This is a genomic window from Desulfonatronum thiodismutans (assembly GCF_000717475.1).
In the GTDB taxonomy this organism is placed as follows: Bacteria; Desulfobacterota; Desulfovibrionia; order Desulfovibrionales; family Desulfonatronaceae; genus Desulfonatronum; species Desulfonatronum thiodismutans.
The window spans coordinates 133337-150613 of the sequence record NZ_JPIK01000020.1; the positions used below are offsets into that span (position 1 = coordinate 133337).

Sequence of the window (17277 nt, forward strand, 5' to 3'; positions counted from 1 at the left end):
TCAATAGCGCTGGAGGGATCAGGCCATGCCCACACTTACCGCCAATGAACTGAAAACCAAGGGCGCATCCGCCATTGAGGCGGCCCTGTCAGCCCGGCAGGAGGCTGTTATCTCGGTTCGGGGTAAAGAGCGTTTCGTGGTGATGAGAATGGATTATTACCATTACCTGCGGGAGTGCGAACTGGAGGCCGCCCTGGCCGAAACCAGAGATGATCTGGCCGCCGGCCGCTTCGTCAAGGAGAGCGCCGCGGAACATCTGGAGCGCATCAAGGCGGCAAAATGAGCTGGACACTGGTTTTTAGCAACCAGTATGAAAAGCGGGCCCGACGCTTTCTGAAGCGGCATCCGGAGCTTGAAGGTCAGTATCTAAAAAACCTGCAATTGCTCGAAGCCAATCCCCGGCATCCCTCACTGCGCCTGCATTCCCTCGGCGGTCGCCACTCCGGGTTGCATTCGGTCTCGATTTACCTTTCTTGCCGCATCACCCTGGAACTGCTTATCCGTGAGCAGGAGATAATCCCGATCAACGTCGGCGACCACGACACCGTCTATTGACTTCCTCGGCACTGGAAAGATCATAAAACCCAAGAGGCAGGTTTGAGATGGGCTGCTCAGGTTGCTTCGTCATGGAGGCCCGGTTCGTGTCGGCTTTCACCCCTTGATCTGCATAAATCTGGCCTCCGACGCAGCTGTGGGCATGCTGTTGCGGTACCCGGAGTATCCCTGGCTTTGGCGGCGGGTACGGAGCAGATCGTCCTTGAGCAGCTTGTGCAGTCGCCTGGCCTCGGCGCTGACTTGACTGTGTACGGACTGCAACTGTTCCATCTTGTTCAGGAAGATGTCCTGGGAGATGCGTCCCCGACCGTGCCAGGCCATGTCCAGGAGGCGGCCCCGGTCATTGGCCAGGGCCTCGGCCTGTTCGATATTGCCCTCGGTGAGCATGTGCAGTTCGAGTCGTCCGAGATCCAGGGCCTCGTCCAGATAGGATTCGACTTCGGCGGTGTGCATTCATCCCTCCCGAATGGACTTGCGGACGTCTTCCCGGAGTTGGGCCACGATGCTTTTCCAGCGTTCCACCAGCGGATGAAATTCGTACTCCAGAAGGTCGGAAAGCAGAATCCAGTCTTCGTTCTCCTGAACTTCCAGCATTTCCGTGAACAGCTCGGAAAGGTCGTTTATCGCGTCCTCGAATTGCGGATTGGCCGAAAGGGCGAATTCGTCGCGCAACGCGCCGATCATGGCCAGGAAGTCCCGTGTCACGTCCAGCAGATCCTGATACATTTCAAGGGCCTCGGCATCGTCGGCTCGACGGAAGAGATCGGCGACCTGCTTGGAGCCTTCGCTCATCAGGCGGATGACCTTGTACAGTTCGCGAGCGATGTTCACGCCCATCTCCGGAACGCCCATGGTCTTGATCTCGACCTTTTGAATGTCTCGGCAATCCACGTCTTCAGCCTGATGGGGATAGATCTCCGAGAACGCCTCGTCGTTGACGAGCACGTCGGTCACGATCCGATTGTCCAGGTGCTTCATGCTCATCAGACCGATGAGCAGTTCATCCAGGTTGGTAAAATTGGTGATGTTGAAATCAGATTTTTGACCGTCGATAATAATCATCGCAGGAACCTCCTTGAAGGTGGGTAGGGATTTCCCACTCCAATTCAAGATTCGTGCCGAGAATTAGCGACGGTCAAAGGCGTCCTTCCAGGCCAAAGTAAGGGTCAGGTAGCGGCGTGTGAGCCGGAGAACTCCGGCGATGTCCCGGCCTTGATCCTGGGATTCCGTCAGCCACAGCCGGCCCAGGACCGCAAAGAACGGGTCCGCTTGCCAATGGGCCTGGAGACGTTCCCAATAAGCCAGGAATTTTTGCTTGATCTTGGGCAAGGGGGCCGTGGCCAGCACCTGGGCCTGGCTTTCCAGAATACGTAGCATGGCCACGGCCTGTTCCAGGGAGGCCAGGATTTGGTCTCGGGCTTCTGAGGGCAGGGAAAGAAGGTGGTCGGAGGAGCGAATGTCGGACTGTAGGTCAAGAAATTGACGATAATAGTGTCGCTGGATGCGGATCCATTGGGTGCGCGGGTCCGGTTCCTGGCCGGTGAGTGCCGTTAAATCCAAAAAATCGTGTGCGTCCCGACAGGTTTTCCAGGCTCGGACGGATTTCGGATGAGCCGTGGATGGTTGGTCCCCATCTGATTGGGGCAGGAGATGGGCTCGGATCAGCTCAAAGGCTTGTTCCGGAGTGATGGCGCGGCGGCATTCTTCCTGGCGGCCGCAGGCCGTACCGAAGGCGCAGGGGTGGCAGTCCAGGTTCGGTTCCAGACAAAGGCTGTTTTCCTGGTACGGCCCGGTGTCCCAAGGTTGGGCCGTGGCCAGGAAAATGGCGGCCACGGGGCGGCCAAGACCGGCGGCCAAATGCATGGTGCCGGTGTCGTTGGTCACCAGCAGATCGGCGTGACACAGGGCCGCGGCCAGTTCGGGCAGGCTGGTCCGTCCGGTTAGGTCGATGAACGGGGCGGACGTCTTGGCCGCGTAACCGTCCACAAGATGACGCTCCGCCGACGTGCCCAGGAGCACCGGGCAGAGTCCAAACCGCTCCCAGAGCAAACCGCCGAGCTGGGCAAAATATTCCTCCGGCCACTGCCTGCGCGGCTCGCTGGCCCCGAGTTGCAGGGCCACGTAGCCCCGGCGGGAGGAAGCAGCGGCGGTCGGAGCAGTCATTTCTAGAAGAGTTCGAACATGTTCCAGCACATCCGGGCCGGGGTGGACCAACTCCAGGTCGCGGCCTGATATTGGCAAATCCGCCCCGCGCAGCATCAGGTCCACCAGGTTGAACGGACTGCATCCCCGGTTCATGGTGGAAGTTTGCAAAAAGGCGGCCCAGGCGTTGCCGTAGTATCCGAAGCCTTGGTCATCCATGCCGAAGCCGGAGATCGGACCGGAGGTCAGAACCCGGGCCAGCAGGCGGGCGCTTTGGATCGGGGTCAGGTTCAGCAGCGGCGGGGCGGAATGATCTTTGGTAATCGTGCGTTTCCAGGCGGTGAGCCGTTCCAGGGCCGTGGGCCAGCCGCGGTCAAGGTCCGCCAGCAGTCCGGCCCCAGGCAGGGCGAAGACTTCTTCCGCGTCCGGCAAAAAACTGGTCGCCCCGGCAAAGTTGTCCAGACAGATCAGGGCCGCGGAACGCCCCTGGTCCCGCAACCCGGCAATGACCGGCTGCGTCTGCAACAGGTCGCCGAAGCGGGTCAGGTTCATGACCAGGGTGCGCATGGCTGGATTGAGAGTCCGGCGCGGACCTCTTTTTTGACGTCCATGGGCGACCCTCCGAATTATGAAAGGTTAGTCGGGCAGGTTCGGCTTGGCGTAGAGTTCGCCGCCAAAGGCGTCGTTGACCACCAGCAAAGGAAAGTCCCGGACCACTAGTTCGCGGACAGCCTCTGGGCCGAGGTCGTCGAAGGCGATGATCTTGGAGGATTCGATGCGTTGGGAGAGCAGGGCCCCGGCTCCGCCGGTGGCCCCGAAGTAGACGGCGTTGTGGCGGACCAGGGCGTCTTTGACATCCTGGCTGCGCTTGCCCTTGCCGATGGTGGCCTTGACTCCGAGGCTGTGCAGCCGGGGGGTGTAGCTGTCCATGCGGTAGCTGGTGGTGGGACCGGCGGAGCCGATGGGCCGGCCTTCCGGGGCCGGGGATGGGCCGACGTAGTAGATGACCGCGCCCTTGAGGGGAAAGGGCAATTCCGATCCGCTTTCCAGGGCCTGAATGATCTTTTTGTGCGCCGCGTCCCGGGCCGTGTAGATGATGCCGGAGAGCAGCACCCGGTCTCCGACCTTGAGCTGGATCACATCCTCGTCGCGCAGAGGGGCCTGTAATCGGTATTCCTTGCTCACAGTTCCACCTCCTCGTGGCGTGCGGAATGGCATTGAACGTTCACGGCCAGGGGCAGGCTGGCAATATGGCAGGGGGCCATGTTGATGCGCACTCCCAGGCAGGTGGTGTCTCCGCCCAGGCCCATGGGGCCGATGCCCAGGGAGTTGATCTCGTCCAGCAGTTCCTGCTCCATTCGGGCGATTTCCTGGTCCGGATGGGGTTGATCCAGGGGGCGGAGCAGAGCCTGTTTGGCCAGCTTGGGGGCCAGCTCGAAGGAGCCGCCGATGCCGATGCCCAGCATGGTCGGCGGGCAGGGGTTGGGACCGGCCTCGGCCACCCGGTTGATGACGAATTCCTTGATGCCTTTCCAGCCCTGGGCCGGGGAGAGCATGGTCACCCGGGACATGTTTTCGCTGCCCCCGCCCTTGGCCATGAAGGAAATTTTCAGGCCGTCCCCCTCCACGAGGTCCACATGTATCACGGCGGGGGTATTGTCGCCGGTGTTCTTGCGGGTCAGGGGGTGGCACATGGATTTGCGCAGCAGGCCGTCCTGGTAGCCGCGGACCATGCCTTGGGTAATGGCCTCGCGCAGGCTCGCGCCCTCCACCCGGCACTGTTCGCCCAGTTCCACGAAAAAGACGGCCATGCCCGTGTCCTGGCAAAGCGGCAGGCCGCTTTCCCTGGCCAGGGCCGCGTTTTCCTCAAGCTGTCCGAGGATTTCCTTGCCCGACGGAGAGCTTTCATTGCCCTTGGCACGGCTGATGGCGGTCAGGACGTCCGGAGGCAGGAAGCGGTTGGCCCGGACAACCATTTCCGCGACCCGGTCCGCGATGTCGGATGATGTGACGGTACGCACGGCGGTCTCCTTATTTCCTTTTCCACGGCAACAGATTCATGATCCCGGCCCAGCCCATTTTCCAGCGCAGCATGCCCAACTGGTCCTGCAAGGGCAGGTGCTTGGGGCAGACGTCCTCGCAGGCCAGCAGGCCCATGCAACCGAAGATGCCCTGGTCGTTGCCCACGATGTCGAAATAGTCCTGTTCCGTGCGCTTGTCCCGCGGGTCGAGAACAAAGCGGGCCAGACGGTTCAGCCCGGCCGCGCCCAGAAAGTCGGGGCGCATGATCGCTGTGCCGCAGGCGGCCACGCAGCAGCCGCACTCGATGCAGCGTTCCAGTTCGTAGATTTCCTCGGCCACGGCGTTGTCCATGCGCTCTTCCAGGGCCTTGGGGTCGAATTCCTTGTCCGTATGCACCCAGGAGCGGACCCGCTGGGCCATGTTCCGAAACCAGGTTCCCGTGTCCACGGACAGATCGCCCACCAGGGTGAAGAAGGGCAGAGGCATCAAGGTGATGGCATCCGGGAGATCCTTGGTCTTGGTATGACAGGCCAAACCTGGGCGACCATTGACGACCATGGCGCAGGCCCCGCAGATCCCGGCCCGGCAACAGAAATCAAACTGCAGGCCGGGGTCTTGTTCCTCGCGGATTCTGTTCAGGGCGATGAACAGGGTCATGTGGTTGGTCTCGTCCAGGACAAAGGTGTCCGTATGCGGTACGGAGACCGGGTCCTGGGGATTGTAGCGGAAAATGGAGAAAGTCAGGTTCCTGGCCATGCGGGTCCTCGTTTTACGTGATGAAAGTATGGATGCGGCCTTGAGCGTTGTCGAAAAGCGATTTTCAGCCTAGCTGAGTGTTGAAAAAGTCCTTATCCATCAGCCCGTTCAAAAACCCCAAGAGCAAGGAGCGAAAAAAGTTCAAGGTCGAAGCGTATTTATTCATACGTGAGAGTTTGAACTTTTTGCAGCGACGCAGCAATTGGGAGTTTTTCAACGGACTGCTATTCCTTGGGCTCCGCAGGGATGATCTTGCCGCCGCCGTAGCCGCGTTCGCCCGGGGGGATGGACCAGACTTGGGAGACCGGTTCATAGTTCAGGGTCGGCAGGGGCGCGCCGGGTTGCCAGGTGGCCAGGGTGCGCACCAGCCAGTCGCGGTCGTTGCGTTCCGGGTGGTCTTCCCGGGCATGGCTGCCCCGGCTTTCCGTGCGTTGCAGGGCGCCCTGGGCCACGCACAGGGCCAGGCGGACCATGCCCGGCAGGCGCAGGGCCAGAGCCAGTTCCGGGTTCGCACCCCGACCGTTGGAGCGCAGTCCGATCTTGTTGGCCCGCTCATGGACCTCCTGGAGTGTTTGGACGCAGGCTTCCAGGTCCTTGCCGTTGCGGAAGATGCCAGCGCCGTGCATCAGGGCGTCGTACATGGAGTTGCGCACGGTGAAGACGTTTTCCTTGCCGTCGGCCTTGGAGATCAGCCGCTTGATCCGGTCCTGCTGCTGGGCGGCGGAGTCCCGGACCAGGCCGGTGGGATAGGAAACCTGGTGGTCCCGGAGGTAGTCCACGACTTTAGCGCCGACGATCATCCCGGCGACCACGGTTTCGGCCAGGGAGTTGCCGCCCAGGCGGTTGAAGCCGTGCATGTCCCAGCAGGCCGCCTCTCCGGCTGAGAACAGGCCTTTGAGGCCGTAGGCCAGGCCGTTCTTGTCCGTGCGCACTCCGCCCATGCTGTAGTGCTGGGTGGGGCGGACAGGGATCAGGTTCTTGGCGGGATCGATACCCAGGAAATTTTTGCAGATTTCATCCACTTCCCGCAGCTTGGTAGCCAGGTGATGGCAGCCAAGATGGCGGATGTCCAGCCAGAGGTGGTCGCCGTAGGGGCTGGGTACGCCCAGGCCTTGGCGCATGTGGTGGGTCATCCAGCGGGAGACCACGTCCCGGGAGGCCAGCTCGGCCTTGTCCGGCTCGTAGTCGGGCATGAAGCGGTGCTCGTTCTTGTCCAGCAGGGTCCCGCCGTCGCCGCGGCAGCCTTCGGTGACCAGGATGTCCGTGGGCACGATGCCCGTGGGATGGAACTGGACCGCCTCCATGTTGCCCAGGGGGACGACTCCGGTGTCCAGGGCGATGATCAGGCCGCCGCCGTCGTTGATCACGGCGTTGGTGGATTCCCGGTAGATCCGGCCGAATCCGCCGGTGGCGATGAGCGTGACCCGGGCCAGATAGACGCGCAGCTCGCCGGTCTTCAGGCAGCGGACCACCGCGCCCAGGCAGTTCTCTCCGTCGTGGATCAGGCTGAGGGCCTCGACCTTGTCGTGGACCGCCACGCCCAGCTGCACGGCCCGGTTGTCCATGGTGTAGAGCACGGTATGGCCCGTGCCGTCGGATGTATAGCAGGTCCGCCATTTGGCCGTACCGCCGAAGGCCCGGGCCGTGATCAGCCCTTCCTTCTCCTGCTTTTCTTCCTTCTCGAACAGCTTGCCGCCCTTGAAATAGGTGGACTTGCCCGGCACGACCCGGTTCCAGGGCACGCCCCAGGCCGCCAACTGGCGCATGGCAATGGGCGCGTTGTCGCAGAACAGCCGGGCCACTTCCTGATCGCAGCCCCAGTCCGACCCTTTGACCGTGTCCTCGAAATGCACGTCCGGAGAATCCCCTTCGCCCATGGCGCAGTTGCCCAGGGCCGCCTGCATGCCCCCCTGGGCCGCGGAGGAGTGGGAGCGGCGGGCCGGGACAAGGCTCAGACAGGTGACATCGAACCCGGCGGCGGCGGCTTCGATGGCCACGCGTTCTCCGGCAAGCCCGGCGCCGATGCATAAAAGGTCGGTATGAAAGGTCTGCATGTGGTCTATCCTTCTCTTATTGCTTGAAATAAACACTTTCAGGCGGTGGCCAAGCCCCGACTCACCGTATGTCCATGACGGCTGGCCGCGGATCAACCGTGAACCGTGAACCCGCATCCCCGTTATATCGCGAGAAAATAAAACCGGAGCAGGGCCATCAGGCCGATGAAGATGAACCCGCCGGTGACGATGTACTCGATGCGCTGCATTTTGGGGCGATCAGCCCTGCCCACGAAGCCCCACTTTACGGCGATCCGGTACAGGCCCACGCCGACGTGCAGCTCCACCAGGGGCAGCAGAACGAGATAGAATCCCATCCAGAAACCGTCCTGAATCCGGGCCGCGCTCTTCTCCGCGGTGATGGGCAGGTCCGTGAGCACCACCCACATGTGAATCGCACCCATGACCAGGATAATCATGGCCGTGACCACCTGAACGAGCCAGAGCCAGGTGTCTTTGTGGGCCAGCATTCGGGAGTGCTTCCAGATCTTGGACTGCTGCTCGGCCCGGAAAGGAATTTTGCGGGCCGCCAATACGAAGTGCAGGAGAAAAACCAGACCGATCAGCGGACCGCCCACCTGTGCCATGTAGGTGGCCTCGAAAAAATGGGCGATGGCGTTCATCACCCCTGGCCCGATGATCACGCTGGCCACCAGAATCATGTGCGCCCACATGAACAGGATCAGGCCGGCGCCGGTGAGCATCTGCAGCCAGTCGAGACAGGCCGAGGCGCGGGAGGGGCTGGGGACGAAGACGGTGGTATCGATGGAAGTGGACATGGAACGTCGTCCTTTGGCGAAAATGGGTGTACGGAGGCGGGCCGTGACAAAACTTTGGTTGATAGAGAGCATTGAGGACAATTGTCAACGCATGGGGAAAAATATCAGCTCTTTTGTTTGCGTTGGGCGAAATCCCGCATTTTTTTGGCCTGTTCCAGTTCGGGGTTGAGGGCCATGGCCTTGGAAGCGGCCTGCTCGGCCTTATCCCATTGGGCCCGGTCGACGTAGACGCGTCCAAGGTTGAAATAGAGCCGTTCATCGTCCGTGGACAGCTTCAGGGCCTGCAGGAAGCATTGTTCCGCCTCCTCGAACTTGCCCAGCTTGCGCAGGCCCATGCCGATGCGGTTCAGCAGGTGGACGGATTCCGGGTTGTTTCGCAAGGATTCGAGCAGATAGGTGAAAGCCTGGTCGAACTGGCCTGCCTCGAGGAACAGTTCGCCGATGTCCACCCGCAGTTCCTGATCGCCGTGAAAATACTTGAGCATCTTGTCGAAGAATTGGCTCGCGGGATCGTACTGGCCTTCCAGGATTAACTGCCGGCCCTTGGCCAGGCCCTCCTGTTTGCGACGTTCCTGTTCAGCCAGGAGCTTTTTTGCGTCATGGACCGCGTTCTCCTGCAGCTCGCCCAGCAGTTCCCGGAGCGCGGCCTGAAGCGCGGCTTCCTCGCCGGGGGTGTATTGGAGCAGGATCGGGTAGATTTTTCGCAGATTGGCGTCGCCGTTGAGCTGATAGACGGCTTTCTCCAGGGAGCGCTCAAAGTCCGAGCGTTCGCTTTTCATCAACGGCGTGCGGATGATCAGGCCCAAGGCGTCGTGCAACGCCAGGACGGCGGGCAGGACCTTTTGCTGCTTGAGCAGGGTGTTGATGCCCGCCAGCGCGGAGCGGGCCTTGATCAATTCCGTGGACATGGGAGCTCTCCTATCGTTTGCCGACTACGTCGTCCAACATGGAGATGAAGCGATCGAAGAACGAGCGGCAGTCGTGGGGGCCGGGGCCGGCTTCGGGATGGTGCTGGACGGCCATCAGCGGCTTGGTCTTGTGGCGGAAGCCTTCCAGGGTGTTGTCGTTGAGATTGACGTGGGTGGGTTCGTAAAAATCGGCCTGGCCGAAGTCCACGCAAAAACCGTGGTTCTGGGAGGAAATCTCCACCCGGCCCGTGGCCAGTTCCTTGACTGGATGGTTCAGGCCGTGGTGGCCGAACTTCAGCTTGAAGGTGGTCCCGCCCAGGGCCAGGCCCATGATCTGCTGGCCCAGGCAGATTCCGGCCATGGGCAGCTTGTCCGTAAGCGCCGCGACGGTTCGCACCGCCTCGGTCACCGCCGCGGGGTCGCCGGGGCCGTTGCCCAGGAACACCGCGTCCGGCTTCAGGGCCATGACCTGCTCCGCCGTAAAGGTGGACGGGACCATCAGCAGGTCCAGGCCCTTTTCCCGGAGAATGCGCAGAATGCTCCACTTGATGCCGAAATCAAAGACCACAACCCGGTAGCCCCGGCCATCTCCACGTCCATCTCCACGTTCGGACCAGGAAAAGCCCTGGTCGATGTTCACGGGTTTCGGCCTTTGTCCGTCCCAGACGTACGGGCCGGGAACCTTGACCCGCTGGACCAGATTCGCGCCCTCCATGGAGGGCAGGGCCTTGGCCTGTTCCACAAGTTCCTGGACCGGGACGTTTCGGGTGGAGATCACGCCGCGCTTGGCCCCGTGGATGCGCAGATGCCGGGTCAGGGCCCGGGTGTCGATGCCTTCCAGGCCGACCACCCCGGCGTCGCGCAGATAGTCCGGCAGGGACTGGGTGGCCCGCCAGTTGGAGGGCTGCTTGCAGCACTCCTTGACGATCATCGCCTCCACCTGGACCCGGTCGGATTCCACGTCCTCGGGGTTGACCCCGTAGTTGCCCATCAGCGGATAGGTCATGCAGACCATCTGACCAATGTACGAGGGGTCGGTGAGCACTTCCTGATATCCGGTCATGCCGGTGTTGAAAATCACCTCGCCGCCGGCTTCGCCTTCGCCGGTAAAGGAGCGTCCGGCGAACCAGGTGCCGTCTTCAAGGGCCAATATTGCGCGCATGTCGTGCCTCATGGGGGTTGTCGTGTAGTTCGCGGCCGAAAGTCAGGCCAGTCCTTGTTCCCGAAGGAGTATGCAAACCCTGGGGATGTCCTCGGGCCGGTCCACGCCGTGGGTGCAATGCTCCGTGCGCAAGACACGGATGGGAATGCCGGCTTCCAGAAGCCGGAGCTGTTCCAGTTTTTCAATCTGTTCCAGCTTGCCGGGGCCGAGGCCGACGAAGGCGCGCAAGGTGCGCATCCGGAAGGCGTACAGTCCGATATGCCCCAGAAAGTCGCCGGCGCCTTCCCTGGGGTAAGGGATCAGCGCACGGGAAAAGTAAAGGGCCAGGCCTTGGGCGTCGGTGACGACCTTGACCACGTCGGGACTCTGGGCCTCCTCGGCGGAAAGCGGTCTGGCCAGCGTGCTCACCTGGACGGCCGGGTCGTCGAAGGGGCTGAGCAGCTCGGTCAGCAGTTCCGGGCGCAAGGCCGGCTCGTCGCCCTGGATGTTGACCACCACGTCGTCCGCGTCGACTCCCAGTCGTTCAGCGGCCTCCAGGACCCGGTCAGTGCCGCAGGGGTGGTCGTCGCGGGTCATGGTCGCCGGGATGTCCAGCTTTCGGGCCGCTTCCAGAATTCGTTGGTCGTCCGTGGCCAGGGTCACGCCGCACAGATCCGGACAGGCCCTGGCCCGCTGGTACACGTGCCAGATCATGGGCTTGCCCAGGATGTCGGCCAGGGGCTTGCCCGGAAAGCGGGTGGAAGCGAAGCGGGCCGGGATGATTCCGTGGCACCTCGGTCGATCGCGGCAAACAGCGCTCATGCCGGGGAGGGGAGGATCCTGTGATGCACCGTGGGGGCGGTGATGAAGCTTTGCCCGTCAATTTCCCCGACGGCCGCCTGGACGTCCTGAGCCAGGGCTTTGTGGGTCACGATGACCACCGGCACGCAGCTCCCGGTCGGTGACCCCTTCTGGACCACCTGAGCGATGCTGATGTTGCGTTGCCCCAGCATTCCGGCAATGCTGGCCAGCACTCCGGGGCGGTCCTGGACGGAAAAGCGGAAATAATGCCGGGAACGGACCAGTGCGGGGGGCAGTATGCGGGCCGGGGGCAGGGTGGCGTTCTGGAAGCCCGTATTGTCCGGGGCTCGTCCGTTGCGAACCAGGCTCATGATGTCCGCGAGCACGGCGCTGCCCGTGGGCAGGTCTCCGGCGCCCTGGCCGTAGAGCATGATCGGCCCCACCGCGTCGCCGTCCAGGAGGATGGCGTTGAACGGGCCGTCCACCTTGCCCAGGATGGCTTCCCGCCGGACCAGGGCCGTGAACACCCCGGCGTCCAGCAGGCCGTCGGTCTCCCGGACCTGGGCGATGAGCTTGATCCGGTAGCCGAACTCCTCGGCAAAGGCGATGTCCTGAGGGTCCACGTGGGTGATGCCCGTGACCGGCAGGCTGGACAGGGGATAGTCCTGACCGTGGGCCAGCCGGATCAGCAGAATCAGTTTGTGGGCCGCGTCCAGGCCCTCGATGTCCAGAGTGGGATCGGCCTCGGCGTAGCCCTTGACCTGGGCCTGGCGCAGGGCGGTCTGGAAGTCCAGCCCCCGTGAGGTCATTTCCGAAAGGATGAAATTGGCCGTGCCGTTGAGGATGCCGGTGAGCACCTTGATCCGGTTGCAGGCCAGCCCCTCCTTGAGCGTCTGGACGATGGGAATGCCCCCGGCGATGCTGGCCTCAAAGCCCAGGCCCACGCCCTTTTCCGCGGCCAGGGCGAAAAGCTCGTTGCCCCGTTCGGCCAGCAGGGCCTTGTTGGCCGTGACCACGTGGCGGCCCGAGCGCAAGGATTTGGTAATCAGCTCGTAGGCCGTGTCCTTGCCGCCCATCAGCTCCACGATGACGTCCAGTTCCGGGTCTTCGAGCAAATCCTGGATGTCGGCGGTCAGCCGGATGGGCATGTCCTCAGGAACGTCCCGGGCCTTGGAGGGGTCGCGGACCAGGGCGGTCTTGATCGTCACGCGTCGGCCCAGCCGCCGCTCGATCCAATCCGCGTTGGAAACAAGGATCTTGGCCAGTCCCGTGCCCACGGTGCCAAGTCCGGCCAGTCCCAGACGGATCAGCTCTCCGGACATGATTCCCCCGAAATGACCTTGCGCAACCCGCGGATTGCCTGGTTAATGCGGTGGCGGTTCTCCACCAGGGCGAAGCGGACGTGGTCGTCGCCGTAGTTGCCGAAGCCGAGGCCCGGGGACACGGCCACCTTGCCTTCCCGCAGGAGCAGCTTGGAAAACTCCACCGAACCCATGCTTCGAAATTCTTCGGGAATCTGGGCCCAGACGAACATCGTGCCCTTGGGCGAGGGAACGTCCCAGCCGACGCGGTGCAGGCCCTCGATCAACGCGTCCCGGCGGTCCTTGTAGACGTCCACGATTTCCTGGACGCAGTCCTGGGGGCCGTTCAGGGCGATGATCGCCGCGATCTGAACGGGCTGGAACATGCCGTAGTCCAGATAGCTCTTGATCCGGGTCAGGGCCTGGACCATGTCCCGGTTGCCCACGCAGAACCCAACCCGCCAACCGGCCATGGAATAGCTCTTGGAAAGGGAGAAGAACTCCACGCCCACGTCCTTGGCGCCTTTGGCCTGCAAAAAGCTGGGGGCCTGATAGCCGTCGAAGGTCAGGTCCGCGTAGGCCAGGTCGTGGATCACGTACATCTTGTGTTCCTTGGCAAAGTCCACGATCTTCTCGAAAAAGGCCAGGTCCACGCACTGGGTGGTGGGGTTGTGCGGGTAGGAGATGATCAGCACCTTGGGCTGGGGCCAGGTCTGGCGGGTGGCCACCATCAGGTCCTCGAAAAAGTCCCGATCCCGACCGATGGGGATGCGCCGGACGTCAGCGCCGGCGATGATCGCCGAGTAGGGATGGATGGGATAGGTCGGGTCCTGGGCAAAGACCACGTCGCCGGGGCTGAGCATGACCATGGCCAAATGGGCCAGGCCTTCCTTGGCACCCAGAGTGACCACGGACTCCTGGTCCGGGTTCAGCTCCACCCCGAACCGCCGCCAGTACCAGTCGCAGATGGCCAGGCGCAGCTTGGGAATGCCCTTGGAGGCGGAGTAGCGATGGTTCGTGGCCTTGTGCGCGGCCTCGCAGAGCTTGTCCACGATGTGCTTGGGCGTGGCCAGATCCGGATTGCCCATGCCGAGATCAATGATGTCCTCCCCTTGATGACGCATCCGGGCCTTGAGTTCGTTGACCACGGCGAAAACATAGGGGGGCAGTCTGTGTACGCGAGGAAATTGTTCCATGAAGGGCCTGCCGTTGAGGTAAGATGTCCAGAAAAAACCGGTCGTGGAATGTATCCGGGGGGCATCATTCTGTCAAAGGCGGGCGATTCTTTCGACCTCTCGGGCCGAACATGCGGGTTCGCCGCTACTTGACCCGAACCGAAGATTTGGATAAGTATTTCTCCCTTTGGGGAGAGGTGGCCGAGGCGGACGAAGGCGCTCGCCTGCTAAGCGAGTATAGGGGCTAAAACTTCTATCGAGGGTTCGAATCCCTCCCTCTCCGCCAACGCATTGTTCGGCATAGTTCAGTAAAAGCCGTTTAAGCTGGCAAAAACTGGCTTGAACGGCTTTTTTTGTTCGTTTTCGACCGTTGCCTTTCGCACCGTCAGGTTTCAAGGCTGGTGCAACACAATTAAATGCCCGCCGCGCTGAATCACTTCATTCAGAATAAACATTATCGCATTCTTTTCCCAAGTTTTTCTTCCTCGTTTTTCCGCCGCAACTGACGAGATTCTTCTTCGATTCCGGACGGCTTTGCCGCTCCAAGCTCACGACTTCGCGAACCGCACCCTGAAGAACGCGGCGTAGAGCACCGGGCAGAGGACCAGGGTGAACAGGGAGGAGAAGGCCAGGCCGAAGATCAGGACGTTGGCCATGGGCCGCCACATGTCGCCTCCGAGCACGGCCAGGGGAACAAGGCCCATGATCGTGGTGGCCGCGGTCAGGAAGATGGCCCGCAGCCGTTCCAGGACGGCATCCACCACAAGTTCTTGCGGCTGTTTGCCTTCTGCCTGTTCGATCTCCATCCGGTCCAGGATCAGGATGGCGTTGTTCACGATGATCCCCACCAGACTGATCATGCCCAGCATGGCCATGAACCCGAAGGGCTCCCGGGTCAGCAGCAGTCCGGCGCTGATCCCGACCATCATCGGCGGGATGGTCAGCATGATGATCAGGAAGCGGCGGATGGAATTGAACTGCACGATGAGCACCAGGGCCAGCAGGCCCATGGCCAGGGGCACCCCGGCCATAACCGATGCGTTGGCCTCGGTGCTTTCCTCCACCTCTCCCCCGTACTCCACGAAATAGTGATCCGGCCATTCGGGCCCCTGGGCGATCCGGTCCACCTCGGCCTGGACCTCGGTCAGGACGTCCGCGGCGTAGCGCCCGGAGATTTCCACCTTTACGGTCATGGTCCGGGTCTGATCCCGGCGGCGAATGTCGCTGGGCTGCCAGACCAGCCGGGTGTCGGCCAACTGGAGCAGGGGCACGCCGCGGATCTGGGCATTGTCGGCGCTAAAACCATAGACGTTGAGCCCTTCGATGTTGCCCAGATCTTCCCGAAAGCTTTCCTGAGCCCGGAGCACTATCGGCACCAAGTTGTCGCCTTCCCTGTACTGGGTGGCCGTGAGGCCGGAAATCTGGGTTTGCAGGGACAGGGCGATGTCCCGGGTACTTAGTCCGGTGCGCTTGGCCTGTTCCTGGTTCACGTCCACGACCAGTTTCTTGGTCCATTCGCCCCAGTCGTCGTAGATGGAGGTGATGCCCTCAATGGGGGCGATGGCCAGGACGATATTGTCCCGCAGCCGGTACAGGGCGTCGATTTCCGGGCCGGAGACGCGGATCTGGATCGGCGCGCCCACGGGCGGGCCGAGTTCCAGGCGGCTCACCGTATGCCGGGCGTCAGGGAAGTGGTCGTCCAGATAGCCCCGGGTGGACCGGATCAGCGGGGCGACGTCCTCCAGGCTTTTGGTGTTCACGATGACGAAGGCGTAGTTGGGATTGGTCTGCTCCGGATTCAGGGAGAGGTACCAGCGCGGTCCGCCGGAACCGATGAACGCGCCCAGGGAATCCACGCCGGGTTGATCGAGCAGGTGGGCTTCCAGTTCGGCCAGCCGATCCGCGGTGGAGCGGATATCCGTGCCAAAGGGCTGCCAGAAGTCGAGGGTGAACATTTCCCGGTCATTGGGCGGGAAGAAGATGGTCGGCACCTGGCGGAAGGCCGCGGTCCCGCCGATGGTCAGCAGCAGAGCGAAGGCCAGAAAAAGCGTGCGGCGGCGCAGGCAGAACAGCAGCAGAGCCCGAAATCCTCGGTACCAGAAGCCGGAAAAGGGTTCGCGTCCGTTTTGCCCTTCCCTTCTACGCGGCTTCTGGAAGTAGTAACTGAGCAGGGGAACCATGGTCAGGGAGTAGATCCAGGACAAGAGCAGGGTCAGGCTGACCACGATGAACAGGGACATGGTGTATTCCCCGGTCTCGGACTTGGCCATGGGAATGGGCATGAAGGCGAAGATCGTGGTCAGGGAGGAGGTCAGCAGGGGAAACCAGAGCTCGCGCACCGAGCGCACGGCCGCATCCCGGCGGTCCTCGCCCCGGTTCAGGCGGACCAGAATGTTCTCGCTGACCACCACGCCATTGGCCACCAGCAGGCCCAGGGCGATGATGAACGAGGCAATGGAGACCCGCTGCAGGTCCACGCCGAACAGGGGCATCAGGGCGATGCAGGTCAAAATGGACATGGGGATGATCAGCCCGGCCACGATGCCGGTGCGCAAGCCCGTGAACACGAACATGGCCGCGACCACGAAGACGAAGGCCAGAAACAGGTTGACCATGAAGTCGTCGATGGCCGTGCGCACGAAGTCCGGCTGGAAAAGCAGGATGTCCAGTTCCAGGCCCATGGGCAGGTTGGCCCGCAGTTCGGTCAGCCGTTCCTGGACCCGGTCGCCCAGGTCCGTGATCTTGCCGCCCTGGGCCATGCTTACGGCCAGGATCAGGGTGCGCTGCCCGTTGAACCGGGCCATGGGGTCGGGCGGGTCCACGTAGTCACGGGATATGGCGGCGAAGTCCCGCAGGGCGATGGCGTCGGTCCGGCCCGGCAGGCGGAAGGTGGCATTGGCCAGATCGTCCAGGGAAGTGAATTCGCCGGAGGGCTCGATGACGATCCGCTCGGCGCCGGCAAGGGCCACGCCGCTGGGCTGGATGGTGTTCTGGGTCTGAAGCAGGTGGACCACATGGGCCGGGCTGAATCCGAACTCGGCCAGTCGGGCATTGGAAAAATCCACATAAATGCGTTCTTCCTGGACGCCATGCAGGGACACCTTGCCCACGTCCTCCAAGCGCAGGAGCTGGTCCCGGACCTGGTCCGCGGTATCCTTCATCTCCCGGTAGGTGTAGCCGTCTCCGGTCAGGGCGATGAGAATGCCGAACACGTCGCCGAACTCGTCGTCAACCATGGAGGGCAGGACGCCGTCGGGCAGGTCCGGGGCCGCGTCGGCCACCTTGTTGCGCAGGTTCTGCCAGATCGGACCCAGATCCTTGAACCGCTGCTGGATGTTCACCTCAATGATGGACAGGCCGGACATGGACTGGGAGGTAATGTAGTCCACCTCCGCGATTTCCCGGATGCGTTCCTCCAGCTTGTCCGTGACCAATTCCTCCACGCGCTGGGGGGAAGCGCCGGGAAAGGGGGTGATCACCAGGGCGACGCGCACGGTGAATTCGGGGTCTTCCAGGCGGGGGATGTTCAGATAGGTGGAGAACCCGAGAAAAGCCAACAGGAGGAAGACGACGAGGGAAGTCCGGTTGTTCTGGATGCACCAGGAGGCGATGTTCATGAGGAGGTCAAGGGACAGAGGTCAGA

Annotated in this window: 16 protein-coding genes and 1 tRNA gene; 3 read left to right on the forward strand and 14 right to left on the reverse strand. The window is 62.4% G+C overall.

From position 1 onward, the window contains the following. The first annotated feature begins 25 nt into the window (after positions 1–25). Positions 26–283, forward strand: coding sequence for a prevent-host-death protein (locus GY33_RS0114995; RefSeq protein ID WP_031388115.1), 258 nt, complete (start codon positions 26–28; stop codon positions 281–283). Next, complete coding sequence (locus GY33_RS0115000; RefSeq protein ID WP_031388116.1) at positions 280–555, forward strand: type II toxin-antitoxin system RelE/ParE family toxin; 276 nt, start codon at positions 280–282, stop codon at positions 553–555. The genes GY33_RS0114995 and GY33_RS0115000 overlap by 4 nt, the downstream gene beginning before the upstream one ends. A 96-nt stretch (positions 556–651) precedes the next feature. Here GY33_RS0115000 and GY33_RS0115005 read toward each other — a convergent pair whose 3' ends face one another. The 13 genes from GY33_RS0115005 to GY33_RS0115070 all read right to left on the reverse strand — a co-directional run bounded on the left by GY33_RS0115005 (position 652) and on the right by GY33_RS0115070 (position 13655). Beyond that, entirely contained in the window at positions 652–1008 is a 357-nt protein-coding gene (locus GY33_RS0115005) for a hypothetical protein (protein ID WP_031388117.1), read from the reverse strand. Continuing rightward, positions 1009–1617 (reverse strand): hypothetical protein, encoded by a 609-nt coding sequence (locus GY33_RS0115010; protein ID WP_031388118.1) that lies wholly within the window; start codon positions 1615–1617, stop codon positions 1009–1011. It abuts the gene before it with no gap. Between the two features lie 63 nt (positions 1618–1680). Further along, the gene (locus tag GY33_RS0115015) at positions 1681–3264 is read right to left on the reverse strand and encodes a glycosyltransferase family 9 protein (RefSeq protein WP_035272398.1); all 1584 of its coding nucleotides are present in this window, start codon (positions 3262–3264) and stop codon (positions 1681–1683) included. A 69-nt stretch (positions 3265–3333) separates the two neighbouring features. Continuing rightward, on the reverse strand, positions 3334–3915 hold the full coding sequence (locus tag GY33_RS0115020; protein WP_051822690.1) for a Fe-S-containing hydro-lyase: 582 nt from the start codon (positions 3913–3915) through the stop codon (positions 3334–3336). Then, positions 3879–4718 carry a fumarate hydratase gene (locus GY33_RS0115025; RefSeq protein ID WP_031388121.1) on the reverse strand — a complete coding sequence of 280 codons (840 nt, stop codon included), beginning with the start codon at positions 4716–4718 and terminating at the stop codon, positions 3879–3881. Before GY33_RS0115025 ends, GY33_RS0115020 begins: the two co-directional genes overlap by 37 nt. 10 nt (positions 4719–4728) lie before the next feature. Then, positions 4729–5475, reverse strand: coding sequence for a fumarate reductase iron-sulfur subunit (locus tag GY33_RS0115030; RefSeq protein ID WP_031388122.1), 747 nt, complete (start codon positions 5473–5475; stop codon positions 4729–4731). A 224-nt stretch (positions 5476–5699) separates the two neighbouring features. Beyond that, a complete protein-coding gene (locus tag GY33_RS0115040; protein WP_031388123.1) occupies positions 5700–7529 on the reverse strand; it encodes a fumarate reductase flavoprotein subunit in 1830 nt (609 codons plus the stop codon). Between the two features lie 122 nt (positions 7530–7651). Next, positions 7652–8308: a fumarate reductase gene (locus GY33_RS0115045; protein WP_031388124.1), complete on the reverse strand. Its 657-nt coding sequence runs from the start codon at positions 8306–8308 to the stop codon at positions 7652–7654. A gap of 104 nt (positions 8309–8412) precedes the next feature. Beyond that, a complete protein-coding gene (locus tag GY33_RS0115050) occupies positions 8413–9216 on the reverse strand; it encodes a tetratricopeptide repeat protein (protein ID WP_031388125.1) in 804 nt (267 codons plus the stop codon). 10 nt (positions 9217–9226) lie between these two features. Continuing rightward, entirely contained in the window at positions 9227–10378 is a 1152-nt protein-coding gene (gene carA / locus GY33_RS0115055) for a glutamine-hydrolyzing carbamoyl-phosphate synthase small subunit (RefSeq protein WP_031388126.1), read from the reverse strand. Positions 10379–10420: 42 nt separating this feature from the next. After that, on the reverse strand, positions 10421–11179 hold the full coding sequence (kdsB, locus tag GY33_RS0115060) for a 3-deoxy-manno-octulosonate cytidylyltransferase (RefSeq protein WP_031388127.1): 759 nt from the start codon (positions 11177–11179) through the stop codon (positions 10421–10423). Continuing rightward, on the reverse strand, positions 11176–12480 hold the full coding sequence (locus GY33_RS0115065; RefSeq protein ID WP_031388128.1) for a homoserine dehydrogenase: 1305 nt from the start codon (positions 12478–12480) through the stop codon (positions 11176–11178). The genes kdsB and GY33_RS0115065 overlap by 4 nt, the downstream gene beginning before the upstream one ends. Next, complete coding sequence (locus GY33_RS0115070; protein ID WP_031388129.1) at positions 12465–13655, reverse strand: aminotransferase class I/II-fold pyridoxal phosphate-dependent enzyme; 1191 nt, start codon at positions 13653–13655, stop codon at positions 12465–12467. Before GY33_RS0115070 ends, GY33_RS0115065 begins: the two co-directional genes overlap by 16 nt. 170 nt (positions 13656–13825) lie before the next feature. Here GY33_RS0115070 and GY33_RS0115075 point away from each other — a divergent pair. Continuing rightward, positions 13826–13920: transfer RNA gene (locus GY33_RS0115075), tRNA-Ser, on the forward strand. A 262-nt stretch (positions 13921–14182) separates the two neighbouring features. Here GY33_RS0115075 and GY33_RS0115080 read toward each other — a convergent pair. Beyond that, the gene (locus tag GY33_RS0115080) at positions 14183–17251 is read right to left on the reverse strand and encodes an efflux RND transporter permease subunit (protein WP_031388130.1); all 3069 of its coding nucleotides are present in this window, start codon (positions 17249–17251) and stop codon (positions 14183–14185) included. Positions 17252–17277: the final 26 nt, after the last annotated feature.